Origin of the sequence: Nocardioides sp., assembly GCF_050246775.1 — a bacterium.
Taxonomy (GTDB): Bacteria; Actinomycetota; Actinomycetes; order Propionibacteriales; family Nocardioidaceae; genus Nocardioides.
In genome coordinates this window covers 1,402,968-1,428,269 of sequence record NZ_JBFWVK010000001.1, presented here as the reverse complement: position 1 = coordinate 1,428,269, position 25,302 = coordinate 1,402,968, and the positions used below count along the sequence as shown (strand labels likewise).

The window sequence follows — 25,302 nt, the reverse complement described above, 5'->3', positions numbered from 1 at the left end:
CTGGCTTCAGGCTCGCTGCGGAGGCACCCGACCGCTGCACCCGGCCCGGGAGAACGCCTGGCGGCGTTTCTCCCGGACCGACAGTGAGGATCAGACGTTGACGCCGAAGTCGGCGGCGATGCCGCGCAGACCCGACGCGTAGCCCTGACCGACAGCTTTGAACTTCCACTCGGCGCCGTTGCGGTAGACCTCGCCGAAGACCATGGCGGTCTCAACGGAGGCATCCTCGGTCAGGTCGTAACGAGCGATCTCCGTGCCGCCGGACTGGTTGACGACGCGGATGAAGGCGTTGCGGACCGCACCGAAGTTCTGCTTGCGGTTGTCGGCGTCGTAGATGGACACCGCGAACACGACGCGCTCGGCCTCGGCGGGGACAGTGGCCAGGTTGATCTTGATGACCTCGTCGTCGCCCTCACCCTCGCCGGTCAGGTTGTCGCCCGTGTGCTCGACCGAGCCGTCGGCCGACTTGAGGTTGTTGAAGAACACGAAGTGTCCGTCGGAGAGCACCTTGCCGGCGCCACTCACCACGATCGCTGACGCGTCGAGGTCGAACTCACCGCCGGAGAAGGTGTTGGTGTCCCAGCCGAGACCGACGTTTACCGCGGTCAGGCCGGGGGCCTCCTTGGAGAGCGAGACGTTGCCGCCCTTGCTGAGCGAGACTCCCATGATGATCCCTTTCTGGTTGCTTGCATCAGTTCTACGCGATTGCTGGTTGTCCGCCGGCGAGTCCTACTGCTGCTGACGAGCGATCAGTTTGTGTCCGAGCTGGTTGGCGGAGTTCGCGTCAAGCAGGTTGGTCTGCGACTCCACGATCCGCATCAAAGCCCCGTCGACGCGCAACATCTCCGAGGACTGCATCAGGATCGTGCCAGATCCGGTGAAGTCATACTGCCGTTCCTCGCCGGATTCGCGACCGAACATGCTCTGGATCCCGGCGGTGAAGGACTGTGCCATCCAGTTGTAGTCGTAGTGCACGCTCGGCGACGGGCAGTCGGCCCATCCGAGGAGGGCGTCCGGATCGGCGCGGAACGGCGGCTCCACGAAGATCACCGGGCCGTTCGAGGAGGCCAGGAACTTGCCGGTCCCGATGAGGGTGACGAACCCGGGCACGATCGACTGCTTGAGGTCGAGGGACGGCTGGAAGCCCAGCAGGTTGGTGGCCTTGATCGTCAGGTTGCCCTCGTCGAGGTCGAAGGAGTTGATGTCATAGCCTCGGTCGCCGATCACCAGCTTGCCCTGGCCGCTGGCCACGACCCAGTCCTGTGTGTAGAGCGGTGAGGAGAACCGTGCGGCCACCCAGGCAGCCCTTGATGCGAAGGCAGCGACCCCGGAGAAGTCGATGTTGCCGTAGTGGGCGATCATCGCTCCCTTGGTCAGGAACCACTCGCCGTGGAGGTCGATCGAGAACGCGTAGTGGTTGACGTTGTCGTCGACCGGCAACGTCTGGGCGTTGTAGACATCCATCGCTGCTCCTCAGAACTTCTTCTCGGAGGCCTGGACGTGGACCGTCCCGTGGCCGGAGACGTGCAACTGGAAGGCCTCGCCCGAACCGCGCCCGGTCAGTTCCCGGAATCCGACGCTGGCCTTGAGCTGCACGGTGAGGGCGCCGACATGTCCCACGTAGGCCTGAGGGTCGACACCCACGGTCTCGCCGCTCAAGTGGAGGGGGAAGGTGCCTCCGTGACTGAGTAGGGCTACCGAACCGTGTCCCGAGACGCGCGAGGTGAACAGCCCCTGCCCCGTCATGGCGCCGCGCACGGCCTGACCAACGCCGCCTGCGCCGATGGTCTCGAGACTGATCTGGAGGTTGGCGTCATGGGCCAGCAGCCGATCCGCCTCGACGGTGAGGGAGTCGCCGGTGAGCTCGATGATGGAGACGTAGAGTCCGCGCCACCCGTAGTAGACCGATCCGGTGCCCTCGGTGACCATCATCTTGACCGACTCACCGGTCATGGCGCGGCCGACCACGCCTCCGACGCCCTGCCCCTGCCCGGCGATCGGGCGGAAGGTCACCTGCCCGTCGTACCCGAGCATGGCGCCGCGGCGCGCGATGATCTCCTGGCCCGGGGCGACCTGGGTGCGCACGACCTTGCCGTTGACCTGCTCGAACGCCATGTCAGCTCTCCGCCGGCTGGATGTAGACGATGCCCTGACCCTCGAAGCGCAGGCTGAACGGTTCGCCGCCGCCCTCACCGGCCAGGCTGCGCCAGCTCACGCCGGAGACCATCGTCATCTGCAGCTGACCGGTCCCGGCGACGTACGCGTCGGGGTCGACCACCAAGGGCTGACCGGGCGAGACCTCCAACCCGATCATCGGGCCGTCGGAGGTGATCGCGCACTGTCCGCTGCCGGTGACCTTGGTGGTGGCCACACCCTGTCCCGTGGTCATGCCGCGCAGCCCGGCGAACTGGACGTCCAGCTTGAGACCGGCGGTCACCGCGAGGATGTGCTCGGACTCCACGGTCATGGTGTCGTTGTCCAGGTCGACGACGGTGACGTCGAGCGCGTCCTCGGCGAGGTAGACGCGTCCGGCACCGGTGCACTCCATCAGGCTGATCGCCTCACCGGCGACCCGTTGCTTGAGCGCGGCGCGGAAGCCGCCGCCACCGCCCATGCCGGCGTTCTTGAACTGCACGTCGCCGGTGTAGGCGACCATCGAGCCCGACGAGGCGCGGACGGTGTCGCCGGCCAGGTCGGCGTGCAGCACTTTCTTGGCTGCGGTGAGCGTAGCCACGGAGGTCCCCCTGCGATCTGGTGTCTGGGCGGACAGCCTAGGCGGGCTTGCCGCAGACGGGAACCCAGGGCCTCGCTTCAGGGTGTCTGGGCCAGCCGGTCGATTTCGGTCACCACCGGCCATGCCCCATCACGGGTGTTGGAGAGCACCACAGCGTCGACCTCCTGGGCCCCGAAGTAGGTCACGATGCCGCTGGCACCGTCGTAGCAGCCCTGCTTCCACCAGTCCCGGCCGCTGAACTCCAGGCCGAACCCGTAGTGCACCGTCTCGTCGTGGCGCACCTGAGGGGTGAGGAAAGCCGCGGTGAGGTCCGGCGGCAGTAGACGGCCCCCTCGTACCGCCTGCAGGAAGCCGACGAGGTCGGCCGCGGTGACCCGTGCTCCGCCGTCCGGCGTGCCGATCGGCGGACTCTTGAAGATGTTCTGCTCCAGCCGGCCGTCCGGTCCCGGGTCGAAGCCCTCGGCCACATCCGGGTCGGCGTGGCGCCGGTCGAAGAACCCCGAGGCAGTCATGCCCGCCGGGCCGAAGACCTCGCGGGTCACGTAGCTGCGGTAGTCGGTGCCGCTCGCCTGCTCCACGGCCATCCCGGCGAGCACGTAGCCGACGTTGCAGTAGCGACACTGCTGACCGGGGGGTGCCAGCGGTTCCTTGTGAGCGAACTGGGGCAGGAAGTCGACGGCCTGGGTCACCGCGTAGACGGGGCGATCGATCCACAGGTCCGCGTACTCCTCACCGGCCTCCTCGTCGGCGTCGTCGGCGATGCCGCTCGTGTGGGTCAGCAGGTGCCGCAGCGTCACGTCCGCAGAGATGGTGGTGCCGGCCAGATCGACCCAGGTGTGGATCGACGCGTCGAGGTCGAGCAGCCCGCGGCCCACGAGCTGCAGCGCCGCCACGCTCGTGAACAGCTTGGTGATGCTGGCCGTGTCGAACCGGGTACCCCGGTGGTTGGGCACACCCCAGCGCGGTGACGCCAACCCGTAGGCGCCCTCGAAGAGGGTGTCGTCGTCGCGAGCGAGCAGGACCACCCCACTGAACTCGTGCTCGGTGAGGAAGTCATGCAGACCGTCGACCAACATGTCTCACGACGGTACGCCGGCAGCGCCTCGGCGTCGCCGCATTTTTCGTCTAGCCGACTGGCAGCGGGGCTCGCGAGATGGGGCAGCTCATGCAGCGCGGGCCACCGCGACCCGAGCCCAGTTCCGAGCCAGCGATCTTGACCACCTCGATGCCCGCGTCCTCGAGTCGGTCGTTGGTCTCGTCGTTGCGCTCGTAGGCGACCGCGACCCGCGGTGCGAGGGCGAGGGTGTTGTTGCCGTCGTCCCACTGTTCGCGTTCCGCGGTGACCGGGTCGAGGCCGGTGTCGATCTGGTGCAGCGTGTCGATCTGCATCGCCTTGGCTGCGGCCACGAGGAACGGCGCGGCCGGTTCCACATGGAGCTCGAGGTCGGTGTCCTCGGCGCCGGGGCCGCCGATCATGGTCACGGCGTAGGCGATGAGGGTGTCGGCGACGTTGGGGTACATCACGACCTTGTCGACGTCGACCATCGTGCAGACGGTGTCGAGGTGCATCGTGGCGCGCTCCTGCGCGATCGGGACCGCGAGCAGGGTGTGGGCGAGGCCGGCGTGGAACACCTGGCGCGCCAGCCGTTCCGCACCGGCAGGGGTGGTGCGTTCGCCGACCCCGACGGCGATCACGCCAGGGGCCAGCAGCAGGACGTCTCCACCCTCGACGTACTCGTGGGTCCAGCCGTGGATCTTGTCGGTCCCGGTGAAGCGCGGGTGCGAGGTGTAGATCAGCTCGGTCAACTGGGTCTCGCGGGAGCGGGCCGGCATCGCCAGCGAGGTGACCGCCACCCGGTCGCGGATCCAGACTGAGGAGTCGCGGGTGAAGAGCAGGTTGGGCAGCGGGTCGATCACGAAGTCGTAGGCCGGCAGCAGCGAGGTCACCAGGCCGAACCCGCCGCGAACCTCGTCGTTGCGGATGCCGGCAGTGATGTAGGCGGTCAGCTCTTCGGGGGAGGCGTCGCCGAGCAGGGAGGCGAGGTAGCTGCGCAAGGTGTCGCCGAGGTGCAGGCTCGACAACGTGGAGGCGATGGCGTGGGAGCGGGCCTCCTCGCTCGCGAACGTCTCGGTGAGCAGCTCGGTGAGGTAGAGCACCTCGACGTCACGCTCGCGCAGGGCCGCGGCGAAGGCGTCGTGCTCCTCCTGCGCCCGGCTCACCCACGGGATGCCGTCGAAGAGGAGCTTGTCGTTGTTGCGCGGGGTCAGGCGCTTCAGCTCCGGACCGGGTCGGTGCAACATCACTGTCTGCAGCGTGCCGACCTCGCTGTCCGCGCCGTGGGGTCGTGTGCTCCTCGATTCCATGGCGGCAGCCTAGAGGAACATCCGGCCGGTGGTCAGGCCAGCAGTTCGTAGACCGTCACGCCGGCCAGCACCATGCAGACCCCGGCGCCCACGTAGTGCAGCACGTGGAGCGGGATGTAGCGCAGCAGGACCCGTCCGACGATGACGGCCAGCCCGCTCACGGTCAGCAGCGCGCCCCAGGCCCCGAAGAAGACACTGATGGGGTCGTCGTAGCGCGCCACCAGGGAGAGCGTGAGGAGCTGGGACAGGTCACCCCACTCGGCTGCGAACAGCACCAGGAAGGACGCCAGGACCACCCGGACGCCATGGACGTCGCCGGCTTTCGCTGCGATCTCGGCCTCGTCATCGGCGGCAGCATGGTGGGCCCGGGCCTCGCGCAGCAGGACGATGGCCCCGAAGGCGAACAGCAGCGCCGCACCACCCCGGACCAGGTCATCGGGCAGGAAGCTGGCGGCCTTCCCCAACGCGACGGCGATGCCGGTCTGCGCCGCGAAGGCGAGTCCTACCCCGATCCACACCAGGAGCGGGCGGTACTTGGTCGACAGGACCAGCGTGGCGATGAACGTCTTGTCCGGCAGCTCCACCACGAAGATGGCGGCGAAACTCAGGGCGACGACGGCGAGATCCATCAGACTCCGTTGATCGGGTGTGGTCGGTGAGAGCGCCTTTCGGTGATCGAGCTTGTCGAGATCACCTCACTCGGGCGAGATCATTCTCCGTGATGCTCCGATCGCATCGGCCAGCACCTCACTGACCGGACGTCCGAGGGCGGCCGCTGCGCGGGCCACGTCCTCGTACTCCGGTTGTGCGTTGACGATCTCGCCGTCCTCGCTGGCGAGCTTGATCGCGATCTCCTGCCCCTGCACGTGGACGGTGCGCATCTCGCGGTCCAGCGCGTGCTTGGCCAACGGGCTCTCCCGCAGGCCGATGGTGGAGGTGTGACGGAAGATCGCCGAGCGGACGGCCGGTGCCCGGTCGCTGCGCACCAGCACGCTGAGGGTGTGGGCCGGGCGGCCCTTCTTCATCAGGATCGGTGTCAGCCAGGCATCGGAGGCCCCGGCGGACAGCAGTGTGGCGATCACCGATGGCCAGACCCGCGGGTCGAGGTCGTCCACGTTGCTCTCGATGAGCAGGGGGACAGCGCTCGGGTCGGGGGCGGAGTCCGTCGAGACCAGGATGCGAAGCACGTTGGCATAACCCTGCGGATCGCGGGTGCCCGCGCCCACCCCGATCGTGGTCACCGTCATCGCCGGTTGGGCTCCCCACGAGGTGGCGAGCTCGGTCAGCAGGGCGGCTCCGGTCGGGGTGCACAGCTCCATGGCCGGGGCGCCCGGCAGCCCGGCGTACGACGGGACACCGCGCAGCAACTCGGCCACCGCCGGGGGAGGCACCGGCAGGGGGCCGTGCGCCGAGCGCACCGATCCCGAGCCCACGGCGACGGGGGACACCACCACCTCGCGCGGCCCGGCGCGTCCCGACCACAGCCAGTCGAACCCGGCGCAGACGCCCACGATGTCGGCGATGGCGTCCAGGGACCCGACCTCATGGAACGAGACATCGAGCGGGTCGCTGCCGTGCACCGTCGCCTCAGCCAGGGCGAGCCGCTCGAAGACGCGGACGGCGAGCAGGCGGACCTCCTCGCTCAGCTCGGCACCCAGGAGCAGTGCGCGGATGTCGCGCCAGGACCGGTGGTGCACCGAGTCCTCGATCGCCACCCCACACAGGACGGCCGAGAAGCCATTGCGCTGGACCGTGGCCGGCGCGAGCCGTACCGGTTCGGGCGTCACTGCGTCGATGGCGGTCTGCAGAACCTCGACGGGTACGCCGACGCCGACCAGCGCCCCGAGCAGCATGTCGCCGCTGGCCCCTGACGAGGCGTCGATCCAGACTGTCATCGAGGGGCCGCCCGCCGGGCGACGCGGGCCGCGAACACCCCGGCGCCGTACCCGTTGTCGATGTTGACCACGGTGACTCCGGGCGCGCACGAGTTGAGCATCGCCAGCAGGGCGGCCAGTCCACCGAACGAGGCCCCGTAGCCGACGCTGGTGGGCACGGCCACGAGGGGAACGCCGGTCAGACCGCCGACCACAGACGGCAGGGCACCCTCCATCCCGGCGACCACGATCAGGCAGTCGGCGTCGGCCAGCCGATCGCGCACACTGAGCAACCGGTGCAGCCCGGCCACGCCGACGTCACCGATCTCGACCACCCCGGCGCCGTGCACGCGAGCCGTCAGCGCGGCCTCGGCCGCGACCGGGGCGTCCGAGGTGCCCGCGGACACGATCGCGACCGTGCCCTGCGGGGCCGGCAGCGGGCCCAAGGTCACTGCTCGGGCCTCCGGGTGCAGCGTCGCCCCGGCGAGGGCCGTGCCGACGGCATCCAGGGCGACCTCGTCCAGACGGGTGGCGAGGACCGCTCGATCGGGGTGGCGTTCGTGGAGGGTGCGCAGGATGCCGATCACCTGCTCCGGGGACTTCCCAGCGCCGTAGACCACCTCGGCGTCGCCGGTTCGCTCGGCCCGGTCCACGTCGACGCGTGCGTAGCCCAGGTCCGCCGTCCGCGGGTCGATCTCATCGCTCACAGGGGCGAACCTACCGCCCCGGCGACGACGCAGGGGTTGTGGCTGTCGGTGGGCAGGTGTTGGCTGTGATCGGGGTCGCTCATCTGTATGCGAAGGGGAACAGCACCATGACGAAATTCGATTCCTATGCGCAGGGCACGCCCTGCTACGTCGAGCTGACGACACCCGACCAGCAGGGGTCCAAGGCCTTCTACGCAAGCCTGTTCGGCTGGGAGGTCGCGGAGATGCCGGTCGACGACGAGGGGGGCTACTACGTCACCGCCGCCGTCCAGGGCGACGCGGTGTGCGGGATCGGCGGACAGCCTCCGGCGCTGAGCGGACATCCGGCCTTCTGGTCGGTCTACCTGGCCGTCGACGACGTCGACGCCGCCACGGCCAAGGTCGCGCCGGCCGGCGGCACAGTCGAGGCCGGGCCGTTCGACGTGATGGAGCTGGGCCGGATGAGTGCCATCCAGGACCCGACCGGTGCGCGAGTAAGCCTGTGGCAGGCTCGGAACCATGTCGGCACCGTGCGCGCCAACGAGCCCGGGACACCGATCTGGCACGAGTTGACCACTCCGGACGTCCCGGCGGCGTCTGCCTTCTACGCCGACGTCGTGGGGCTTGCCGCCGAGACGGTGCCGATGGAGGGCGGCGACTACACGACCTTCAATGTCGAGGGCCGCATGGTGGGCGGCGCCATGGCACCGCCGATGCCGGACATCCCGCCCAACTGGGGCGTCTACTTCAACGTGGACAGCGTCGACGACACCGTCGCGGCGGCCCAGGGCCTGGGTGCCAAGGTGGCAGCGCCGGCGTTCGACGTCCCGGGCGTCGGCCGCATGGCGGTGCTGATCGATCCCCAGGGTGGCTACTTCAACCTGATGGAGAACCCGCCGACCAGCGACTGATCAGCTCGAGCGGAAGGGGTCGGCGGGATAGACGCCGAGGATCTTGACGTCCGTGGTGAAGAAGGCGAGCTCCTCCAGCGCCCGCTTCAACCCCACGTCGTCGGGGTGCCCGTCGACCTCGGCCAGGAACTGGGTGGCGGTGAACAGCCCACCGACCATGTAGCTCTCCAACTTGGTCATGTTGACCCCGTTGGTGGCGAAGCCGCCGAGTGCCTTGTAGAGAGCTGCCGGCAGGTTGCGGACATTGAAGATGAAGCTGGTGACCACCGGCCCGTTGTCCGCAGGAGCTTCGACGAGCTCGCGCGAGAGCACCACGAACCGCGTGGTGTTGGTGTCCTCGTCCTCGACCTCCTCGCGCAGGATCTCGAGCCCGTAGATCTCGGCCGACAGCGGCGGTGCGATGGCCGCTTGCGTGGGATCGCCGGACTCCGCGACCTCACGCGCGGCACCGGCGGTGTCTCCGGCCACGACCGGCTTGAGGCCGAGCTCGCGAATCGCGCCGCGGCACTGACCCAGGGCGTGCACGTGGCTGTGCACGGTGCGGATGGTGTCCAACGACGAGCCGGGGACGCCCATCAGCGTGAACTGGATGCGCAGGAACTTCTCCGCGATGATGTGCAGCCCCGAATCGGGCAGGAAGTGGTGGATGTCGGCCACGCGACCCGCGATGGAGTTGTCGATCGGGATCATCGCGAGGTCGGCCTCTCCGCTCTCCACAGCTGCGAACACGTCCTCGAACGACGCGCAGGCGATCGCCTCCCAGTCGGGGAAGTGCAGGCGGCACACGATGTGGGAGTTGGCGCCGGGCTCGCCCTGGTAGGCGATCCGATGCGGCGACGTGGAAGGAGAGGTGCTCACCCGCGCAGTTTCGCACGTCGCCCCCGGCTCGCCGTGCCGGTGACCGGCTGCCGGGCGATCGCGCGATTAGGCTCGCCCCATCATGCCGATCGTGCTCGCCTCCCTTGCCCTGCTGGCTGCCGTCGCGGCGCTGGCCATCTCCGTGATGGTGCTGCGCACCCTGTCCGGCAGCCGACGCAGCACCGGCGAGGAGGCCCTGCCAGAGGACGTCCAGGGACTGCGGCAGGAGGTGGCGGCACTGCGGATCGAGGCGCGTGACGCCCTGCGGCACCTCGCCGTGGTCCGCTACGACGCCTTCGGCGATATGGGCGGACACCTGTCCTGGTCGATGGCCCTGCTGGACAACGGCGGCAACGGGGTGGTCCTGACCTCCATCCACGGTCGCAGCGAGGCGCGCACCTACGCCAAGACGGTCACGGACTGGACCTGCGCCCAGCAGCTGTCGCCCGAGGAGTCCGAGGCGATCGACAACGCCCACGCCTGAGGTGCCTCAGAGCAGCAATCACGTTTCAGGTGTATGCCCTGAATCGCGCATCGGGCGCCGCGTCGGCGGATCCTTGACGGTGGGCGCGGGCCCCTTGGTGGAAGCCTGACACCTCGCGCGAGATGCCAGGTGGAGGGACTCAGCGGGGCACGCGCACGAGCAGTCGCCCGGGCAGGCACTCCATGGTCAGTTCTCGACCGCTCCCGATGGAGTCCCCGTCGAGCTGGCGCGGGGCGTCGTTGCTGGCCCGGATGACGACCTTGGCCCCGGTCATCCGGTTCATCGTCTCGTCCGTGCGCGGCCGCTTGGCCAGGATGCGGTAGGCCAACGGGATCCAGGACAGGAAGCGCCGCGGGTGCAGGAGGACGACGTCGATCAGTCCGTCGTCGATCGCGGCGTCGGGGAGCAGGGGGAGGCCTGCCTGGAGGAAGCCGACGTTGCCCACCAGGATCGTGCGAGCCCGGTGCTTGGTGAAGGGCCCGTCGTCGATCGACACGTCGATCCGGATGGCGGGGAACATGATGGCCTTGAAACCGGACAGCACGTAGGTCAGCCACCCGACCTTCTTCTTGATGTCCTCGTTGACGCCCTCCATGATCGCGGCGTCGAAGCCCATGCCGGCCATCACCATGAAATGGGTCGGCTCGACGCCGTCGCCGGAGACCGCGACCATGTCGATGGCGCGGTCCTGTCCGGTGAGCGCCACGTCGATCGCCGCGCGCAGGTAGAGGGGGATGTCGAGGTTGCGGGCCAGCAGATTGCCGGTGCCGGCCGGGATGATGCCGACGGGGATGCCGGTGCCGGCGAGCTCGGCACACACCTCACGAACGGTGCCGTCGCCACCACACACCAGCACCAGGTCTGCGCCGGCGACCGAGGCGCTCGCGGCCATCCCGGTCCCGGGGTCCTCGACGGTCGTGTAGTGCCAGGACGGCCGCGACCACCCGGACTCCGAGGCCATCGTGGTGACGATCGCCTCGAACGCCGACAGGTCCTCGACCTTGCTCGGGTTGAGGACGACATGCAGGTCGCGGGTGCCGGCGAAGCTCTCGATCAGCGGCTCGGCCGACTCGGCGTGACTGCGCGGAAGGGGGGAGTAGAGCGCCAGGCCGACAAGCACGACGCCGGCCCCGAGCAGCCAACCGGCGACCACGTCGCTGGGGTAGTGGCGACCGAGCAGGATCCGGTCCAGGCCCACGACGAACGCCACGAGCACGTAGGTGACGATGAGGATGCGGCGCAGGTTGGCCCGGCGTACCAGCATCGACACCAGGACGATCCCGACGCCGGCGAAGGCGGCACTCGACGAGGCGTGCCCGCTGGGCATCGAGTGGCTCACCAGGAAGCCGATGGCGTCCTGGTAACCCGGTCGGTCCCGGGCGAACAGAAGCTTGACCCCTGTGGTCACCAGCGACGTCGTGATCATCACTCCAGCGGTGAAGTACGCCGCGCGGCGGTGCTTGTTGACGAAGAGCGCCACGACGAGCACGGAGACCATCACCGTCACACCGATGGTGCCGAACAGGTGCTCGATGCCGCGCAACAGGTGGACGAGGCTGGCATGGCCCAGGGCCCAGCGCTGGGCATCCTCCCCCCACCGGTCGACGCCGTCCAGGGGGGTCGAGTCCCGGGTCGCCACCAGGGCGATGAGCGCGAACAACGTCAGGCACAGGGCACCCAGGCCCAGTTCCCTGGAGCGCAGTCGGTTGGTCACAGCGGCCAAGTATGCCGTCCGGATATCCGGTCGGCGGCAGTCGACCCCTGGCGTTAGCCTTGCCCCATGATCGATCCCCGCATCATCCGCGAAGAACCCGACCGTGTGCGCGCCTCCTTGGCCAAGCGCGGTGTCTCCGACGAGCTGGTGGATCGAGCGCTCGCGGCGGACGCATCGCGCCGGGCGGCGATCGCTGAGTTCGAGGCGAAGCGCGGTGAGCAGAAGCAACTGGGCAAGCTCATCCCGCAAGCCAGCGGCGAGGAGAAGCAACAGCTGCTGGCTCGCACCAAGGCGCTGTCGGCCGACGTCAAGGCCGCCGAGGCCGCTCAGGGCCAGGCGGAGGAGGAGTGGCGTGCGGCCACGCTCGATCTTCCGAACCTGGTCGCCGACGAGTCGCCGGCCGGCGGTGAGGAGGACTTCGCGCTGCTCGAGACCGTCGGCACCCCGCGTGACTTCGCGGCCGAAGGCTTCGAGCCCCGGGACCACATCGAGCTCGGCAAGCTCCTCGGAGCGATCGACATCGAGCGTGGCGCCAAGGTCAGCGGCAGCCGCTTCTACTTCCTCACCGGCGTGGGTGCTCAGCTGGAGCGCGCCCTGGTCAACCTGGCCATGGATCAGGCACGCGAGGCAGGCTTCACCGAGGTGATCCCGCCGTCGCTGGTCAAGCCGCGCGCCATGGAGGGCACCGGCTTCCTGGGTCAGGCTGCCGACGACGTCTACCGCGTCGAGGGGCAGGACATGTATCTCGTCGGCACCTCGGAGGTGCCCATGGCCGCCTACCACTCCGACGAGATCCTGGACGGCAACTCGTTGCCCCTGCGTTACGCCGCGTTCAGCCCCTGCTTCCGCAAGGAGGCAGGCTCGCACGGCAAGGACACCAAGGGGATCATCAGGGTGCACTGGTTCGACAAGGTGGAGATGTTCGTCTACACGACCCTCGAGGACTCCGAGGCCGAGCACCAGCGGCTGCTGGCCTGGGAGAAGCAGTTCCTCGATGCCTGCGAGCTGGCCTACCGGGTCATCGACGTGGCTGCCGGGGACCTCGGCCTCTCGGCTCAGCGCAAGTTCGACTGCGAGGCCTGGATCCCGACCCAGGGCAGATACCGCGAGCTCACCTCCACCTCGAACTGCACCGACTTCCAGACGAGACGTCTCGACACCCGCGGTCGCTTCGGCGACGAGGTCAGGCCGGTGGCCACCCTCAACGGCACCCTCGTGGCCATCCCGCGGACCATCGTGGCGATCCTGGAGACCCACCAGCGGGCCGACGGCTCGGTCCGCGTGCCCGTGGCCCTCCAGCCCTACCTGCAGGGTCGTTCCGTGCTCGAACCGGTGAACGTGTGACCAACTGGGTTCCCCGCCTGGTCGCCCTCGACATCGACGGCACCCTGCTCAAGTGGGTCGACGGTGGTGGACTGACCCACGAGCAGATCAGCCCCGCGGTGTACGACGCCGTCCACCTCGCTCTCGACTCCGGGGCCCACGTGGTGCTGTCCAGTGGTCGCTCGCCCCACGGCATGACACCGATCGCGGACCTGCTGGACCTGCACGGCGAGGAGCGTGAACGGCTGTGGATCGTGGCATCCAACGGTGCCGTGGTGCTGCGCTACCCACCGTTCGAGATCGTCTACGAGGAGACCTTCGATCCACGTGACGCCGTCGTGGCGATCTTGGAGCGACACCCGAGCGCCCTGGTCGCGGTCGAGGATCGTGAGCAACAGGGCTACCGCGTGAACCGGCACTTCCCCGAGGGTGAGCTCTCGGGGATCCTCACCATCACCGACGTGGCGGAGATGGTCGCCGAGCCCGTCAGCCGGGTCATCATCCGCGACCCCGACGCCACGGTCGAGGACTTCGTCGAGCTGGGGCGCTCCCTGGGCCTGCACGGCACCGACTACGTCGTGGGCTGGACGGCCTGGCTCGACCTGACGCCCGTGGGTGTCTCGAAGGCCTCCGGGCTCCAGTACGTCGTCGATGCGGTGGGGCTGACCGCTGCCGACGCGCTGGCGATCGGCGACGGCCGCAACGACATCGAGATGCTGCAGTGGGCCGGGCGTGGGGTGGCCATGGGACAGGCGGTCCCCGAAGTACATGACGTCGCCGATGCCTCCACCGACAGCGTCGAGCAGGACGGCGCGGCCGTCGAGCTCAACCGCTGGTTTCGAGACGGGCGTGGGACGCCCTCCTCAACCCAAGGGTTTCGAGACGGGGACGCATGAGGCTGCCCGCTGAGATCACCAGCCCGCGGCTGGTGCTGCGACTGATCACCCCCGACGAGGCGCGCGACATGGTGGCCGGTCGCCGCCGTACCGACTGGCATGCCGACTATCCGCGCCAGGACGACCGGGATGCGGCGTCGATGATCAGGTCCACCGATGACGCCGGACGTCCCGATGGCTGGGGCCCTCGCCATGTGGTGCGCGCCTTCGACGGGTTGGTGGTCGGCTCGATTGGGTTCTTCGGGCCGCCCGACGACCTGGGCGGCGCCCCGGAGACCGAGGTCGGCTACGGCCTGGTCGACGATGCCCGGGGTCGCGGCGTGGCGTCGGAGGCCGTGCGTGCGCTGCTGCAGCACACCGACCGTCTCGGGGTCCGGGTCCGCGCCAGTGTGCTGCCGGGCAATGCCGCGAGCATCCGGGTGCTGGCCACCTGCGGCTTCACCGAGCTCCGCGGCAGCACGGAGGAGGGCGAGCTGGTCATGGCGCGTCCTCTGCCGGTCATCACATGATCCCGAGGCTGGTGGCCACCGACCTGGACGGCACCCTGTTGCGCTCTGACGGCACCGTCAGCCCACGCACCCGCGACGTGCTGACGGCGCTCGAGACCCGCGGCGTACCGGTGGTGTTCGTCACCGGACGCCCGATGCGGTGGGTGGACGAGCTGCACGACGACGTGGGTGGCCACGGGCTGGCCATCTGCAGCAACGGGGCGATCGTCTACGAGGTCGCCGACCGTGCCGTACGCCGGGCACTCCCGCTCGACCGCGCGATCGTGCTGGAGGTCGCCGCCCGGCTCAGGGCCGCTCTGCCGGGCACGGCGTTCGCGCTGGAGCGCACGCACGGGTTCGCCCGGGAGGACAGCTATCGCAGCCGCCATGTCGAACCGGTCGGCACGCCCCACGGCACGCTGGAGGAAATCCTCGACGACACGGTCGTCAAGGTCCTCGCTCTTCACGACGAGATGGACGGCGACGCCTACTGGCGGGCCGTGGACCGGTTGGTGGGCGATCTCGTCGACGTCACCTGGTCGAGCACCTGGGCCCTGGTGGAGATGAGCGCGCACGGGGTGACGAAGGCCAGCACGTTGGCCCTGCTGTGCGCCGAGCTGGGCATCACCTCCGCCGAGGTGGTCGCTTTCGGTGACATGACCAACGACATCGCGATGCTCCAGTGGGCCGGGACCTCCTATGCCATGGCGGACGCGCACCCGGCCGCGCAGGCGGCGGCGACGCATCGGGCGCCCGGGCACGATGCGGACGGTGTCGCCGTGGTCCTGACCGAGCTGTTCGACCTCCCGTAGGCTCAGCCCATGCGTCGACTGCTCGTGGCCCTGCTGCTCGCCCTTTCCGGGGTCGTGCTGGGACAGCTGCCGGCGCACGCCTGCTCCTGTGTCGTCCAGACCCCCGTCGACCAGATGAAGCACGCCAACGACGTGTTCGTGGGCACGGTGACCTCCAAGGCCCGCGTGGCGGCCGGAGTGACCTATGTGGTGGCGGTCGAGCGGGTCTACAAGGGCTCGGTCAGCAATCCTGCGAAGGTCACCACCGGTGCCGACTCCGCCTCGTGTGGGGTCGACAACCTGGTCGCTGACCGACGCTACGTGTTCATGGGCGCCGCCTCGGGCGACGCCATCGAGATCAACCTGTGTGGTGGCACCGCGCCTGCCACCACGCGCAAGCTCGACCAGGTGACTGCCCTCTTCGGGGCGGGCAAGGCGCCTGCAGCGGCACCCGATCCTGATCCGGTCAGCGCCACCATCACGAGGGTCGACGACACCAAGCCGGTGAGCTTCGCGAGGCTCGCCGCCCCCGGCGGTGCCCTCCTGATCGTGGGACTGCTGGGACTCTTCCTGCTGCGCCGGATGTCGCGAGCGCGTTAGAGGTACATGCCCCCGCGGCCGCCGCTCTCGGTGGGTTCCTGACCGGACTGCGCAGTGGGGTCGCCCGGGTTGCCGGGGGCCGTCGCCATGCCCGGAGGTAGGGCGCGCATCTGCTCGAGCTGGGCGCGGGCGGCCACCTGCTGGGCGTAGATCGCCGTCTGGATGCCGTGGAACAGCCCTTCGAGCCAGCCCACCAGCTGGGCTTGGGCGATGCGCAGCTCCGACTCCGTCGGGGTGGCGCTGCTGAACGGCGAGACCAAGCGGTTGAGCTCGTCGTCCAGCTCGGGTGCCAGTCCGTCCTTGAGCTCGGTGACCGACACCTCCAAGAGGGCCGCGAGGCGCGTGCGGCCGGCCTCGTCGAGAGGCGCCGCCTTCACCTCTTCGAGCAGCTGGCGAATCATGCTGCCGATCCGCATCACCTTGGCCGGCTGCTCCACGAGGTCAGTCACGTGGCGGACCTCGTCCCCGGGCGTGGTGTCCTCGTCCGAGGTGTCGCCGGCAACCGACATCCCATCGGGTCCGATGACCGTGATCCGGGGATCTTCGGGCGCTTGCGATGCGTTATCGCTCATGGCCAACACCCTACGCAGTGAGGACAATCTTGCCGATGTGGGCACTGGACTCCATCAGTCGGTGTGCCTCGCCGGCGTCGGCCAGTGGCATCGTGGTGTGGACCACGGGCCGGACCTGTCCGGCGGCCACGAGTGGCCAGACGTGCTCGACGACCGAGGCGCAGATCGCCGACTTCTCGGCGACCGGCCGACTACGCAGCGCGGTCGCGATGACAGCACCCCGCTTGCGCAGCAGCACCCCGATGTCGAGCTGACCGTTCACTCCGCCCTGCATGCCGATGATCACCAGGCGTCCCTCCGTGGCCAGGGCGTCCACGTTGCGCTCGAGGTAAGAAGCACCCATGTTGTCGAGGATGACATCGGCGCCGCCTGCCTGCTTCACGACAGCCACGAAGTCCTCCTCGCGGTAGTTGATGGTGACCTCGGCACCCAGTTCCCGGCAGACCGCAAGCTTCTCCGCCGATCCGGCCGTGGTCAGGACCCGTGACTTCAGGGCAGCGGCGAGCTGGATCGCGAAGGTGCCGATCCCGCCCGAGCCGCCGTGGACCAGCAGGGTCTCTCCCGGCTGCAGTCCCGCGACCATGAACACGTTGGACCACACCGTGCAGGCCACCTCGGGCAGCGCGGCCGCCGTCACCAGGTCCACGCCGTCGGGCACCGGCATCACCTGGCCGGCCGGCACGTTGACCAGTTCGGCGTACCCGCCGGCGGCCAGCAGGGCGCAGACCCGGTCGCCGACGGCCCAGCCCGTGACGCCCTCGCCGAGGGCGGCGACCGTCCCGCTGCATTCCATGCCGATGATCTCGGAGGCCCCTGGGGGCGGCGGGTAGTGGCCGCGACGCTGCAGGGTGTCAGCCTTGTTGATCGCGGTCGCGGCGACCTTGATCAGGACCTCTCCCGCGGCTGCGACCGGATCCGCGACCTCGGCGATGGTGAGGACCTCAGGCCCTCCGGGCTCGGTTGCTACGACGGCTCGCATGTGGCCAGCCTAGGCACTCAGTCGTCGAGGGTGTCGCCGCTGTGGTCGACGACGCTGTCGTCGGGGACCTCATCGTCCACGTCAAGGGGATCGGGTGCGGTGGAGGGCCGGTCCCAACCTTCGGCCAGCATGGTGGCGAAGCCCGCGAGCTTCTCGACCTTCTCCGGGTCGGCGTCGTGGACGGCCGCCGCATAACCCAGGAGGTACGCCGTCACCGGAGCCGCAGGGCGTTCGACGTTGGTGGCCGCCACCCTGGCCAGGTCGAGGATCAGGGCCTCGTCCACCTCTGCCTCGACGTCGAGGACGTCACAGAGTTCGTCGATCCAGTCGTGAAGGTTCACGGTTCCCAGAGTCCAACTTTTGACTCGTCCCCGCAAGCCTGAGCGAAGGTTCGGCTCAGGGCTCCAGGTCGTGCAGATCGGCCCAGGTGTCGATGTCGCGGCCCTCGTCCCCGACCGATTCGACCAACGCCAGGTCCAGGTCGGCCAGGAGCTTGTGCATAGGCAGCCCGTGCCACGTGCCCGGCTGGGGGCTCATGGCACGCAGTGGCCGGGTGAGCAGGGCCATCGCCAGCTGCTGGCGGCCGCGGGCGTCGACCAGGGTCGCCCCGTCTCGTTCGCGGGCAGCGGTCAGCAGTCGGTCGACGGTGGCGGAGGTGACCCGGGGCATGTCGACGGCCAGGACCAGCACCGTGTCCACGCCCTCCGCCAGCGCGGCAACGCCGGTGAGCAGTGCCGCCGCCGGCCCGCCGTACGCCGGGTCCTCGCGGACGAAGGTGACCGGTGACCCGAGGGACATGGGGGCCGTGACGCGGTCCCCGACGACGACGATCTCGGTGGCACGGGCCACTGCGGCGATCGTGTGCTGGAGGAGGGTCCGGCCGTCGAGGTCGATCGCTGACTTGTCGGCGCCGTCCACCCGTCGGCCGGTGCCGCCGGCGAGGATCACGGCAGCGAAAGCGGGGGAGGGCACGCGCGCAGTGTCCCATTGGCGTGGCAGGGTGGAGCAATGCAGGTTGCGCTGATCCAGGACGTGTCCGCGCTCGACCCGGCGGCCAATCGGGCGCGCTTGCGTGAGCTGTGCCCGTCGGGCGCTGACCTGGTCGTCTTCCCCGAAGCCTTCGCCCGGGACTTCGGGCCACCGGGCTCCTCGGTCGCGGAGGTTGCCGAGAGCGCTGACGGTGCGTTCGCGCGGGAGGTGGCCGACGTCGCGGCCCGCAACGGCACGACGGTGGTCGCCGGCATGTTCGAGACGTCATCCGATCCGGCGCGCCCGTACAACACCCTGGTCGTGCGAGGCGTTGCCACTGTGGACTACCGCAAGATCCACCTCTACGACTCCTTCGGCTACCGCGAGTCCGACAACCTGTCCGCCGGGGACCCGCAGCCCGTCACCTTCGCGCTGGCCGGCTTCACGGTCGGCCTCATGACCTGCTACGACCTGCGGTTCCCTGAGCTGTCGCGCCAGCTCGTCGACCGGGGCGCCGACCTGCTGGTGGTGCCGTCGGCGTGGGTCGCCGGTCCGCGCAAGGTCGATCACTGGGTCACCCTGGCGCGAGCCCGGGCCATCGAGAACACCGCCTACGTGGTGGCCGCGGGGCAGAGCGGCCCGCGCTACACGGGGCATTCCCTGGTCGTCGACCCGTGGGGGGATGTGGTCGTGGAGGCGGGGATGGAGCCTGCCGTCCTCCGGGCTGTCCTCGACCCCGAGCAGGTCAGGCTGGCGCGGGAGACCAACCCCAGCCTGGCCAACAGGCGGCTGTAATCTCCTCGGTTGTGTCCTCTCGCGCCCCCGCCCGTCGCAGGATGCCGCGCGAGCCCCGGTTCGCCGGCTTCCCCCGACAGGGAGCCGTGACGACCCTGTGGTTCCTGGTGACAGTCGCTGGGCTGGCCCTGCTCTGCTGCGCCGTGGTCGAGGTGGGGCCCGCCTGGCTGTCCGGGGTCGGCGCGGTGATCGTCGCGACGTCGTACGCCGCTGCGCTGGCGCTGCGCAGTGGCGGGCGACCGGTGATCTACGGCCTGGTGGCGCTCGTCATCGGGGTGGCGGCGGTCTGGTCGGACCGCGACGTCCTGCGCAATGGTGCAGCGGTGCTGACGGCCATCGTGGCCGCGGTCTTCGCGGTGACCGCGACAGTTCCTGCCGTCCGGTTCGCGGGAGCTGTGCGTGAGGTGCTCGTTGCGGTGGTGCTGGCTGGGGGTGGGGCGTTGGCGGTCGTGGGGCTGGAGCCACAGGTCGCCTTGGGACGGTTCGAATACACCACTCTCGCCGGCGCCCTGGTCCTGGCGCTGGTCATCATCTATCGCCTCGGTGCGGGCCTGCACGGTCTTGGCCGTCGCGGTCTGGTGATCGTCGCCGTGGGTGGCCTCGTGCTCGCCGGCACGCTCGCCTACGCGGAGGCGTTGCGGCGCTACGGCTCCCCGGACTTCGTCACCACCATCGACGAGGCGGTGGTGTGGACCCGGGACAACCTGGGGGCGGTGCCGCGACCACTCCAAGCACTGCTGGGCATCCCCGCCCTTGCCTGGGGATGCCACATGCGCGCCCGGCGTCGCCAGGGATGGTGGGTCTGTGCCTTCGGGGTCGCCGCCACGGCCTCGGTGGCGTCAGGACTGATGCACCCCAAGGTGAGCCTGCTCGAGGCGGCCCTGACGGTGCTCTACAGCGTCGGGCTGGGGCTGGTGATCGGCTATCTGGTGATCCGGATCGACCTGGCACTGACGGCGCCGCGCGGTGCGGGTGGACGACGCGCTGAGGAGGCGACCGCACTCCGGCCGGAGCCGAGGCGTACGTCGGCGCTGCTCTGAGCCGGCCTCTCCCTTAGACTCGTCGCCGGTCCGCGTTTCGCGACGCGCGGCCATGGAGGGGTGCCGGAGTGGCCGATCGGAACCGCCTTGAAAGCGGTCGCTGGCAGAAGTGTCAGCCGCGGGTTCGAATCCCGCCCCCTCTGCTGCCAGTGCTACTCGGAGCCGCCGAGCTCGAGCTCGACGGCGTCGTAGGCCAGGTCGCTCAACCGCTGCAGGTGGTGGTTGACATCGGTGAGCAGTCGCTTGATCTCGGCACGCAGGTCGTCGAGCGCGTCGGTGTCCTGGACCTGCGGCCCGAGCGCTGCCATCCGGCTGAGCAGGGCGTTGCGCTCGCGCAGGATCGCGCCGGACCGGGCGGAGACCCAGTCCTCGTCAGCCGAGGGGGAGCCCTGGTCCAGCTCGGCGCGCAACGCGTCCATCTGACGGCAGACCGACTGACGCCACAACCGCCGTGAGCCTCGCTGGCGCGGCAGATCGAGGGCCTGGTCGAGGCCCGTGAGGGCAGTTCGCAATCCGGCTGTGCTCGCGGTCATCGTGACCTCCCGGCGCTGGGGTTCTTCGAGTGTGCCGTCCGTCGGGCGCACCGACAAGGGGCAGGAAGGTGGGAATTGGCCTCGATCCCGCGGTGTCTTGTCTAATTCGGGTATGCCGTCCGACTATCGACTCTCGCCCCAGCTGGCCGCCCGATTGATGGGTGTCGCCCTGGTGGGGGTCGGTGTCCTGGTGTGTGTCGCGACCCTGCTCATCGCGGTCCTGCGACTGCCGGTCGCGGTGTTGACCGCCGTCGTCGTGCTGGCCCTGGTGTTGGTGCTGATCGGTGGACTGGCCCTCGGTCAGGGGAGCTATGTGGTGCGGCTGACTCAGGACGGCTATCGGGTCCGTTTCGTGCGTGGCGCCGGGGTGAAGCAGGGGCGCTGGGTCGACGTCTCCGACGCCGTCACCGCCGAGGTGGCCGGCTCTCCGTGCATCGTTCTGCGCTTGCGTGATGGGCGCTCGACCACCATCCCGGTGCAGGTGCTGGCGGTGGATCGTGACGAGTTCGTGCGCGATGTCCAGCGTCACCTGCGTGGCGGACAGGGGCTGCGTCCCCTGTGATGGGGAACCCGATTCGGCAACACCCGGATCGGGCGGTAATCTATCCACGCGCTCAGCGAGCGCGGGGAGGCGTCGCCTAGTCCGGTTTATGGCGCCCGCCTGCTAAGCGGGTTCAGGTTAATCCCTGTCGCGAGTTCAAATCTCGCCGCCTCCGCCCTTCGCGAGACGAAGAAACCCTGTCGGGCCCCTCGGGTCCGACAGGGTTTCTTGGCTCACCAGGTATCAACACTCTCCATGTAAACCTCATGTCACCGTGGACATCGTGTCGCCGTACCCCTATCGTTCAAAAGACCCCTCCGTTGCTCGGTGTGGAATGACGCCGTCGTCATCCGGCTCTCGGTGCGCCAGACCAGCGAGTAGCTACCTTGCGGAGGAACCGATCAGACAAGTCCCGGGAGGATCTTGGGTTTCCACTGACAGCGCCGCCTGACCCCATTGCGGGGGCTTCCGCACTGTCCGTTTTGTATGCAAATCGGAGTGACCGATCTGCATGTTTCTGCAACCCCAAAACCTGCACGTTTCTGAGGGGGCATCCCTCTATCTAGTCGCGCCTCGACACCGCACACTTGATCTCAGAGGGCCACACGGTCCACGAACCTGAAACGGAGATCATCGATGTCGAGAATCGTCAAGCACGCTGTTGTAGTCGTAGCGACGGCCGTGATTGCGCTCGGCTTTGGTGCCGGCAGTGCGCAGGCCAAGGACATCGCCTGGGGCGGTTCCATCACCACTGCGGTCTCCAAGTAACACCCCCCCACAAACACTGAGACGCGGACCCGACACCCCCCCACTAGTTCGGTCCCAGAGCCTCCCCCCCCCGGCCCGTCTCAGCACGAGGGCAACGGATCCCCATCCGTTGCCCTCGTACCCATTTCGGACCGATCGCGGTGGCGGGGGAGCGTCCGCCCGCTCAGGACTCCTCGGTGACGTCGTCCCCGGTGATGCCGCGCTGCCCCATGTAGTAGCCGAGCTGGAACCGGGTCTCCGCCTCGTACTCCTCCTTCAGGTCGGCCACATAGCCGGCGTACGTGCGCGGGCTCACCCCGAGGCGCTTGGAGCTCGACGGGTCGGCATAACCCCGGATCAGCATCCGGATCGTCATCGCCCGCTGGGCCGTCGCGATGCCCCTCATGGTGTCGGACTCCTGGTTTCCGAACGGTCGTGCTCGTTCCCAGGCGCGCTCGAAGACGTCGACCAGGTAGGCCACCACCGACGGCTCGCGGATCACCATGGCGCTGAAGGCGGCTCCGGCGCCCGGGACGACCGCCTGCTTGCGGTCGAAGATGATGAGGCGGTTGAAGAACTCGTCGAGGGTGCGGATCTCTCCACCCTTCAACGTCATGAGCCTGGCGTACTTGTGCGTGGTCGCGTGTCGGCGTGACGAGTGTTGGTAGAGGGTGCGGACAGCGACGCCGCGGTCGAGCGCCTCGATCTCGCGTTGCGCGCCGCGCATCAGTTCGCGCAGCGGTGCTCGCACCGCCTGGGGGGCTGCGGTGAGGACGTCGATCGTCGCGTCGTCGGTGGCGCTCTCCAGGAACTTCGTGATCGCCGGGAGCCCGTGGAGCTCGGTGAAGGGGCCGTGCGCGGCGATGGGGGAGCGGCGCCAGGTCTGGGACAGCGTGCCGAAGGCTTGGGCCCAGCGCGAGGACTCGGTGATGAGCTCGGCGCCGCGCTGCCCCAACGGAGTCACGACGCGCGACTGGCTCCCGGCTGGGTCACGTGCGGAGTAGCGCTCGCCGTTGGTGTCGAGCGCCAGCAGCCCGAGGTCGACCAGCAGGTCGAAGGCGGGTCGCAGCTTGGAACGTTCGCCCAGGCGTGCGTCGGATGCGGACAGGCCGTCATTGCTGACCGCCTCCTCGTAGAGGGCGGCAGCGTCGGTCTCGAGCAGCTGGCGATCCTCAGGCCCGAAAGCCATGTCGGACTCGCCGCGAGGAGTTGCCTGATCCGGCACAGCCATCCTTCCGCGTTCACCATGTTTCGGGATTCAGATTATCCACGGCGAAAGGACAATTGCCCCACCCTGCGGCCGGGGTGGGGCAATTGAATGTTGCAGTTGAGTCTCAGGCGTCGAGTCTGGCCCTCAGCCCGTCTAGTTCGGTCCAGAGCACCGCGGGCAGTTCCTCGCCGAACTTCTCGAACCACTCCTGGATCTGGGGGAGCTCGGCCTTCCACTCCTCCACGTCCACTGCGAGTGCGGCCTCGATGTCCTCCGCGGTCATGTCGAGCCCCTCGATGTCGAGGGCCCCGGGCGCTGGGACGTGGCCGATGGGGGTCTCCACTGCTGCGGCGGTGCCTTCCATCCGCTCGACGACCCATTTGAGGACGCGGCTGTTCTCGCCGAAGCCCGGCCACAGGAAGCCACCATCGGCGTCACGGCGGAACCAGTTGACGTAGAAGATCTTGGGCAGCTTGGCCTCGTCGTTGTTCTTGCCCATCGAGATCCAGTGGTTGAAGTAGTCACCGGCGTTGTAGCCGATGAACGGCAGCATCGCCATCGGGTCGCGGCGTACGACGCCGACCTGGCCGACGGCCGCAGCCGTCGTCTCCGAGGACAACGTGGCTCCCATGAACGTGCCGTGGGTCCAGTCGCGAGCCTCCGTGACCAACGGGATCGTGGTCTTGCGACGGCCACCGAAGAGGATGGCGTCGATCGGGACGCCGCGCGGGTCGTCGTACTCATCGGCCAGGATCGGGCACTGCTTGATCGGGGTGCAGTAGCGCGAGTTGGGGTGGCTGGACAGCTCGTCGCTGTCCGGCGTCCAAGGCTCGCCCTTCCACGAGGTGGCGTGGGCCGGCGGGTTCTCCAGACCCTCCCACCACACGTCGCCGTCGTCGGTGAGGGCGACGTTGGTGAAGACCGAGTTGCCGATGTCGATGGTCTTCATGGCGTTGGGGTTGGTGTCCTGGTTGGTGCCGGGGGCGACCCCGAAGAAACCGAACTCCGGGTTGACCGCCCACAGGCGCCCGTCGTCACCGATGCGCATCCAGGCGATGTCGTCGCCGAGGGTCTCGACCTTCCAGCCCGGAATGGTGGGGGCCAGCATCGCGAGGTTGGTCTTGCCACACGCGCTCGGGAATGCGGCCGCGATGTATTTGCGAATGCCCTCGGGGCTGGTGAGCTTGAGGATCAGCATGTGCTCGGCCAGCCAGCCCTCGTCGCGGGCCATCACGCTGGCGATGCGCAGCGCGTAGCACTTCTTGCCGAGCAGGGCGTTGCCGCCGTAGCCGGAACCGAAGGACCAGATCATCCGTTCCTCGGGGAACTGGACGATGTACTTGGTGTCGCTGCACGGCCAGCGGACGTCTGCCTGGCCAGGCTCGAGCGGCATGCCCACCGAGTGCAGTGCCGGCACGTAGTCGGCCTCCAGCTCCTCCATGCGGGCGAGCACGTGGCTGCCCATACGGGCCATCACGCGCATCGAGGCCACGACGTACGCCGAGTCGGTGATCTCCACGCCGAACATCGGCTTCTCGGCGTCGAGGTGGCCCATGACGAAGGGCACGACGTACATGGTGCGACCTCGCATGCAGCCGGCGTACAGCCCGCGCATGAGGTCCTTCATCTCGTCGGGGTCCATCCAGTTGTTGGTGGGACCGGCATCCTTCTCGTCGAGCGAGCAGATGTAGGTGCGGTCCTCGACCCGGGCCACGTCGATGGGGTCGGAGGCGGCGTAGTAGGAGTTGGGCTTCTTGGCCTCGTCGAGCTTGACGAAGGTGCCCGTGGCGACGAGGGCGTCAGTGAGCTCGGTCCACTCATCGTCGGTCCCGGTGCACCAGTGGATGGTGTCGGGCTGGGTGAGCTCGGCCACTTCGGTGACCCAGGCCAGGATGCCGGCGTGGGTCGTGGGGAGGGTCTTGTCAGCGGTTTCGGCGGTCATGGGTGGGTCCCTCTCGCGTTCGCGGGCAGTCGCCTCTCGCGGTGGAGAAGGCGCTCCCGGCCGTCGAGCGTATCGACGGATCTCGTGGAGTTTTCGGTGTGGAGTTTGACGGCCTCATTGCCGGCCAACGTGGTGCGCTTGCCCCCGTGCACGTGCCCTGAACTGCGACAACGTGTCAGGTGGAGGTGAGGTTACCTGCGGGGAACGGCGGCACCTATTGGATCGATCAAGCGTGCTGGACCGGTCCTGAT

28 protein-coding genes and 2 tRNA genes are annotated in these 25,302 nt (G+C 68.9%); 12 read left to right on the top strand and 18 right to left on the bottom strand.

Annotated features, from left to right (window positions below; genetic code table 11):
- Positions 1 to 90: 90 nt before the first annotated feature.
- The 9 genes from AB7I40_RS06775 to larB all read right to left on the bottom strand — a co-directional run bounded on the left by AB7I40_RS06775 (position 91) and on the right by larB (position 7,679).
- The gene (locus tag AB7I40_RS06775) at positions 91 to 666 is read right to left on the bottom strand and encodes a TerD family protein (protein WP_428344280.1); all 576 of its coding nucleotides are present in this window, start codon (positions 664 to 666) and stop codon (positions 91 to 93) included.
- Between the two features lie 63 nt (positions 667 to 729).
- Positions 730 to 1,464, bottom strand: coding sequence for an AIM24 family protein (locus AB7I40_RS06770; RefSeq protein WP_428344279.1), 735 nt, complete (start codon positions 1,462 to 1,464; stop codon positions 730 to 732).
- Between the two features lie 9 nt (positions 1,465 to 1,473).
- Complete coding sequence (locus AB7I40_RS06765) at positions 1,474 to 2,115, bottom strand: AIM24 family protein (protein ID WP_428344278.1); 642 nt, start codon at positions 2,113 to 2,115, stop codon at positions 1,474 to 1,476.
- 1 nt (position 2,116) lies between these two features.
- Positions 2,117 to 2,734: an AIM24 family protein gene (locus AB7I40_RS06760; protein ID WP_428344277.1), complete on the bottom strand. Its 618-nt coding sequence runs from the start codon at positions 2,732 to 2,734 to the stop codon at positions 2,117 to 2,119.
- A 77-nt stretch (positions 2,735 to 2,811) separates the two neighbouring features.
- Positions 2,812 to 3,810: a serine hydrolase domain-containing protein gene (locus tag AB7I40_RS06755; RefSeq protein WP_428344276.1), complete on the bottom strand. Its 999-nt coding sequence runs from the start codon at positions 3,808 to 3,810 to the stop codon at positions 2,812 to 2,814.
- Between the two features lie 49 nt (positions 3,811 to 3,859).
- Positions 3,860 to 5,098: an arginine deiminase gene (locus AB7I40_RS06750; RefSeq protein ID WP_428344275.1), complete on the bottom strand. Its 1,239-nt coding sequence runs from the start codon at positions 5,096 to 5,098 to the stop codon at positions 3,860 to 3,862.
- 32 nt (positions 5,099 to 5,130) lie between these two features.
- Complete coding sequence (locus AB7I40_RS06745; RefSeq protein WP_428344274.1) at positions 5,131 to 5,727, bottom strand: TMEM165/GDT1 family protein; 597 nt, start codon at positions 5,725 to 5,727, stop codon at positions 5,131 to 5,133.
- A 66-nt stretch (positions 5,728 to 5,793) separates the two neighbouring features.
- Entirely contained in the window at positions 5,794 to 6,993 is a 1,200-nt protein-coding gene (gene larC, locus AB7I40_RS06740; RefSeq protein ID WP_428344273.1) for a nickel pincer cofactor biosynthesis protein LarC, read from the bottom strand.
- Positions 6,990 to 7,679, bottom strand: a complete 690-nt coding sequence (gene larB, locus AB7I40_RS06735) for a nickel pincer cofactor biosynthesis protein LarB (RefSeq protein WP_428344272.1) — start codon at positions 7,677 to 7,679, stop codon at positions 6,990 to 6,992. Before larB ends, larC begins: the two co-directional genes overlap by 4 nt.
- Positions 7,680 to 7,786: 107 nt before the next feature.
- On the opposite strand from larB, the gene AB7I40_RS06730 reads away from it, so the two are divergent.
- On the top strand, positions 7,787 to 8,569 hold the full coding sequence (locus tag AB7I40_RS06730; protein ID WP_428344271.1) for a VOC family protein: 783 nt from the start codon (positions 7,787 to 7,789) through the stop codon (positions 8,567 to 8,569).
- On the opposite strand, the gene AB7I40_RS06725 is transcribed toward AB7I40_RS06730, so the two are convergent.
- Complete coding sequence (locus AB7I40_RS06725; protein ID WP_428344270.1) at positions 8,570 to 9,427, bottom strand: prephenate dehydratase; 858 nt, start codon at positions 9,425 to 9,427, stop codon at positions 8,570 to 8,572. It lies immediately after the preceding gene.
- Positions 9,428 to 9,509: 82 nt separating this feature from the next.
- On the opposite strand from AB7I40_RS06725, the gene AB7I40_RS06720 reads away from it, so the two are divergent.
- The gene (locus AB7I40_RS06720) at positions 9,510 to 9,911 is read left to right on the top strand and encodes a DUF4446 family protein (protein WP_428344269.1); all 402 of its coding nucleotides are present in this window, start codon (positions 9,510 to 9,512) and stop codon (positions 9,909 to 9,911) included.
- A 139-nt stretch (positions 9,912 to 10,050) separates the two neighbouring features.
- On the opposite strand, the gene AB7I40_RS06715 is transcribed toward AB7I40_RS06720, so the two are convergent.
- Positions 10,051 to 11,625, bottom strand: a complete 1,575-nt coding sequence (locus AB7I40_RS06715; RefSeq protein ID WP_428344268.1) for a diacylglycerol kinase family protein — start codon at positions 11,623 to 11,625, stop codon at positions 10,051 to 10,053.
- Positions 11,626 to 11,691: 66 nt separating this feature from the next.
- Between AB7I40_RS06715 and serS the strand changes: the two genes are divergently transcribed.
- The 5 genes from serS to AB7I40_RS06690 are packed head-to-tail and all read left to right on the top strand — an operon-like array spanning position 11,692 to position 15,723.
- Complete coding sequence (serS, locus tag AB7I40_RS06710; RefSeq protein WP_428344267.1) at positions 11,692 to 12,969, top strand: serine--tRNA ligase; 1,278 nt, start codon at positions 11,692 to 11,694, stop codon at positions 12,967 to 12,969.
- Complete coding sequence (locus AB7I40_RS06705) at positions 12,966 to 13,844, top strand: HAD family hydrolase (RefSeq protein WP_428344266.1); 879 nt, start codon at positions 12,966 to 12,968, stop codon at positions 13,842 to 13,844. The genes serS and AB7I40_RS06705 overlap by 4 nt, the downstream gene beginning before the upstream one ends.
- Entirely contained in the window at positions 13,841 to 14,353 is a 513-nt protein-coding gene (locus tag AB7I40_RS06700) for a GNAT family N-acetyltransferase (RefSeq protein ID WP_428344265.1), read from the top strand. The genes AB7I40_RS06705 and AB7I40_RS06700 overlap by 4 nt, the downstream gene beginning before the upstream one ends.
- Positions 14,350 to 15,144, top strand: coding sequence for an HAD family hydrolase (locus AB7I40_RS06695; protein ID WP_428344264.1), 795 nt, complete (start codon positions 14,350 to 14,352; stop codon positions 15,142 to 15,144). Before AB7I40_RS06700 ends, AB7I40_RS06695 begins: the two co-directional genes overlap by 4 nt.
- 9 nt (positions 15,145 to 15,153) lie before the next feature.
- On the top strand, positions 15,154 to 15,723 hold the full coding sequence (locus AB7I40_RS06690) for a hypothetical protein (protein ID WP_428344263.1): 570 nt from the start codon (positions 15,154 to 15,156) through the stop codon (positions 15,721 to 15,723).
- On the opposite strand, the gene AB7I40_RS06685 is transcribed toward AB7I40_RS06690, so the two are convergent.
- Genes AB7I40_RS06685 through mobA form a run of 4 tightly spaced genes read right to left on the bottom strand, consistent with a single transcriptional unit; the run spans position 15,720 to position 18,246 of the window.
- Positions 15,720 to 16,295: a bacterial proteasome activator family protein gene (locus tag AB7I40_RS06685; RefSeq protein ID WP_428344262.1), complete on the bottom strand. Its 576-nt coding sequence runs from the start codon at positions 16,293 to 16,295 to the stop codon at positions 15,720 to 15,722. The two genes, AB7I40_RS06690 and AB7I40_RS06685, sit on opposite strands and share 4 nt — an antisense overlap.
- Before the next feature lie 10 nt (positions 16,296 to 16,305).
- On the bottom strand, positions 16,306 to 17,274 hold the full coding sequence (locus AB7I40_RS06680) for an NAD(P)H-quinone oxidoreductase (RefSeq protein ID WP_428344261.1): 969 nt from the start codon (positions 17,272 to 17,274) through the stop codon (positions 16,306 to 16,308).
- A gap of 17 nt (positions 17,275 to 17,291) precedes the next feature.
- Positions 17,292 to 17,615: a DUF6457 domain-containing protein gene (locus AB7I40_RS06675; RefSeq protein WP_428344260.1), complete on the bottom strand. Its 324-nt coding sequence runs from the start codon at positions 17,613 to 17,615 to the stop codon at positions 17,292 to 17,294.
- A 55-nt stretch (positions 17,616 to 17,670) separates the two neighbouring features.
- Entirely contained in the window at positions 17,671 to 18,246 is a 576-nt protein-coding gene (mobA, locus tag AB7I40_RS06670) for a molybdenum cofactor guanylyltransferase (RefSeq protein WP_428344259.1), read from the bottom strand.
- A 36-nt stretch (positions 18,247 to 18,282) separates the two neighbouring features.
- Here mobA and AB7I40_RS06665 point away from each other — a divergent pair, with 36 nt between their 5' ends.
- The 3 genes from AB7I40_RS06665 (at position 18,283) to AB7I40_RS06655 (ending at position 20,221) form a co-directional block, all read left to right on the top strand.
- Positions 18,283 to 19,038, top strand: coding sequence for a carbon-nitrogen hydrolase family protein (locus AB7I40_RS06665; RefSeq protein ID WP_428344258.1), 756 nt, complete (start codon positions 18,283 to 18,285; stop codon positions 19,036 to 19,038).
- A 41-nt stretch (positions 19,039 to 19,079) separates the two neighbouring features.
- Positions 19,080 to 20,078 carry a hypothetical protein gene (locus AB7I40_RS06660; RefSeq protein ID WP_428344257.1) on the top strand — a complete coding sequence of 333 codons (999 nt, stop codon included), beginning with the start codon at positions 19,080 to 19,082 and terminating at the stop codon, positions 20,076 to 20,078.
- A 54-nt stretch (positions 20,079 to 20,132) separates the two neighbouring features.
- Positions 20,133 to 20,221 (top strand) — tRNA-Ser (locus tag AB7I40_RS06655).
- 9 nt (positions 20,222 to 20,230) lie between these two features.
- On the opposite strand, the gene AB7I40_RS06650 is transcribed toward AB7I40_RS06655, so the two are convergent.
- Entirely contained in the window at positions 20,231 to 20,611 is a 381-nt protein-coding gene (locus tag AB7I40_RS06650; protein ID WP_428344256.1) for a hypothetical protein, read from the bottom strand.
- Positions 20,612 to 20,723: 112 nt separating this feature from the next.
- Between AB7I40_RS06650 and AB7I40_RS06645 the strand changes: the two genes are divergently transcribed.
- Positions 20,724 to 21,173 (top strand): hypothetical protein, encoded by a 450-nt coding sequence (locus AB7I40_RS06645; RefSeq protein ID WP_428344255.1) that lies wholly within the window; start codon positions 20,724 to 20,726, stop codon positions 21,171 to 21,173.
- A gap of 65 nt (positions 21,174 to 21,238) precedes the next feature.
- Positions 21,239 to 21,327: transfer RNA gene (locus AB7I40_RS06640), tRNA-Ser, on the top strand.
- Between the two features lie 756 nt (positions 21,328 to 22,083).
- Here AB7I40_RS06640 and AB7I40_RS06635 read toward each other — a convergent pair.
- Complete coding sequence (locus tag AB7I40_RS06635; protein ID WP_428344254.1) at positions 22,084 to 23,088, bottom strand: LuxR family transcriptional regulator; 1,005 nt, start codon at positions 23,086 to 23,088, stop codon at positions 22,084 to 22,086.
- Between the two features lie 145 nt (positions 23,089 to 23,233).
- Positions 23,234 to 25,051 (bottom strand): phosphoenolpyruvate carboxykinase (GTP), encoded by a 1,818-nt coding sequence (locus tag AB7I40_RS06630; protein WP_428344253.1) that lies wholly within the window; start codon positions 25,049 to 25,051, stop codon positions 23,234 to 23,236.
- Positions 25,052 to 25,302 lie beyond the last annotated feature (251 nt).

Excerpts from the sequence above, each read along its gene's own strand:
- AB7I40_RS06775 (WP_428344280.1), bottom strand. The coding sequence starts at position 666 with ATGGGAGTCTCGCTCAGCAAGGGCGGCAACGTCTCGCTCTCCAAGGAG.
- AB7I40_RS06770 (WP_428344279.1), bottom strand. The coding sequence starts at position 1,464 with ATGGATGTCTACAACGCCCAGACGTTGCCGGTCGACGACAACGTCAAC.
- AB7I40_RS06765 (WP_428344278.1), bottom strand. The coding sequence starts at position 2,115 with ATGGCGTTCGAGCAGGTCAACGGCAAGGTCGTGCGCACCCAGGTCGCC.
- AB7I40_RS06755 (WP_428344276.1), bottom strand. The coding sequence starts at position 3,810 with ATGTTGGTCGACGGTCTGCATGACTTCCTCACCGAGCACGAGTTCAGT.
- AB7I40_RS06750 (WP_428344275.1), bottom strand. The coding sequence starts at position 5,098 with ATGGAATCGAGGAGCACACGACCCCACGGCGCGGACAGCGAGGTCGGC.
- AB7I40_RS06745 (WP_428344274.1), bottom strand. The coding sequence starts at position 5,727 with ATGGATCTCGCCGTCGTCGCCCTGAGTTTCGCCGCCATCTTCGTGGTG.
- larC (WP_428344273.1), bottom strand. The coding sequence starts at position 6,993 with ATGACAGTCTGGATCGACGCCTCGTCAGGGGCCAGCGGCGACATGCTG.
- AB7I40_RS06730 (WP_428344271.1), top strand. The coding sequence starts at position 7,787 with ATGACGAAATTCGATTCCTATGCGCAGGGCACGCCCTGCTACGTCGAG.
- AB7I40_RS06720 (WP_428344269.1), top strand. The coding sequence starts at position 9,510 with ATGCCGATCGTGCTCGCCTCCCTTGCCCTGCTGGCTGCCGTCGCGGCG.
- serS (WP_428344267.1), top strand. The coding sequence starts at position 11,692 with ATGATCGATCCCCGCATCATCCGCGAAGAACCCGACCGTGTGCGCGCC.
- AB7I40_RS06700 (WP_428344265.1), top strand. The coding sequence starts at position 13,841 with ATGAGGCTGCCCGCTGAGATCACCAGCCCGCGGCTGGTGCTGCGACTG.
- AB7I40_RS06695 (WP_428344264.1), top strand. The coding sequence starts at position 14,350 with ATGATCCCGAGGCTGGTGGCCACCGACCTGGACGGCACCCTGTTGCGC.
- AB7I40_RS06690 (WP_428344263.1), top strand. The coding sequence starts at position 15,154 with ATGCGTCGACTGCTCGTGGCCCTGCTGCTCGCCCTTTCCGGGGTCGTG.
- AB7I40_RS06685 (WP_428344262.1), bottom strand. The coding sequence starts at position 16,295 with ATGAGCGATAACGCATCGCAAGCGCCCGAAGATCCCCGGATCACGGTC.
- AB7I40_RS06680 (WP_428344261.1), bottom strand. The coding sequence starts at position 17,274 with ATGCGAGCCGTCGTAGCAACCGAGCCCGGAGGGCCTGAGGTCCTCACC.
- AB7I40_RS06665 (WP_428344258.1), top strand. The coding sequence starts at position 18,283 with ATGCAGGTTGCGCTGATCCAGGACGTGTCCGCGCTCGACCCGGCGGCC.
- AB7I40_RS06660 (WP_428344257.1), top strand. The coding sequence starts at position 19,080 with ATGCCGCGCGAGCCCCGGTTCGCCGGCTTCCCCCGACAGGGAGCCGTG.
- AB7I40_RS06650 (WP_428344256.1), bottom strand. The coding sequence starts at position 20,611 with ATGACCGCGAGCACAGCCGGATTGCGAACTGCCCTCACGGGCCTCGAC.
- AB7I40_RS06645 (WP_428344255.1), top strand. The coding sequence starts at position 20,724 with ATGCCGTCCGACTATCGACTCTCGCCCCAGCTGGCCGCCCGATTGATG.
- AB7I40_RS06635 (WP_428344254.1), bottom strand. The coding sequence starts at position 23,088 with ATGGCTTTCGGGCCTGAGGATCGCCAGCTGCTCGAGACCGACGCTGCC.
- AB7I40_RS06630 (WP_428344253.1), bottom strand. The coding sequence starts at position 25,051 with ATGACCGCCGAAACCGCTGACAAGACCCTCCCCACGACCCACGCCGGC.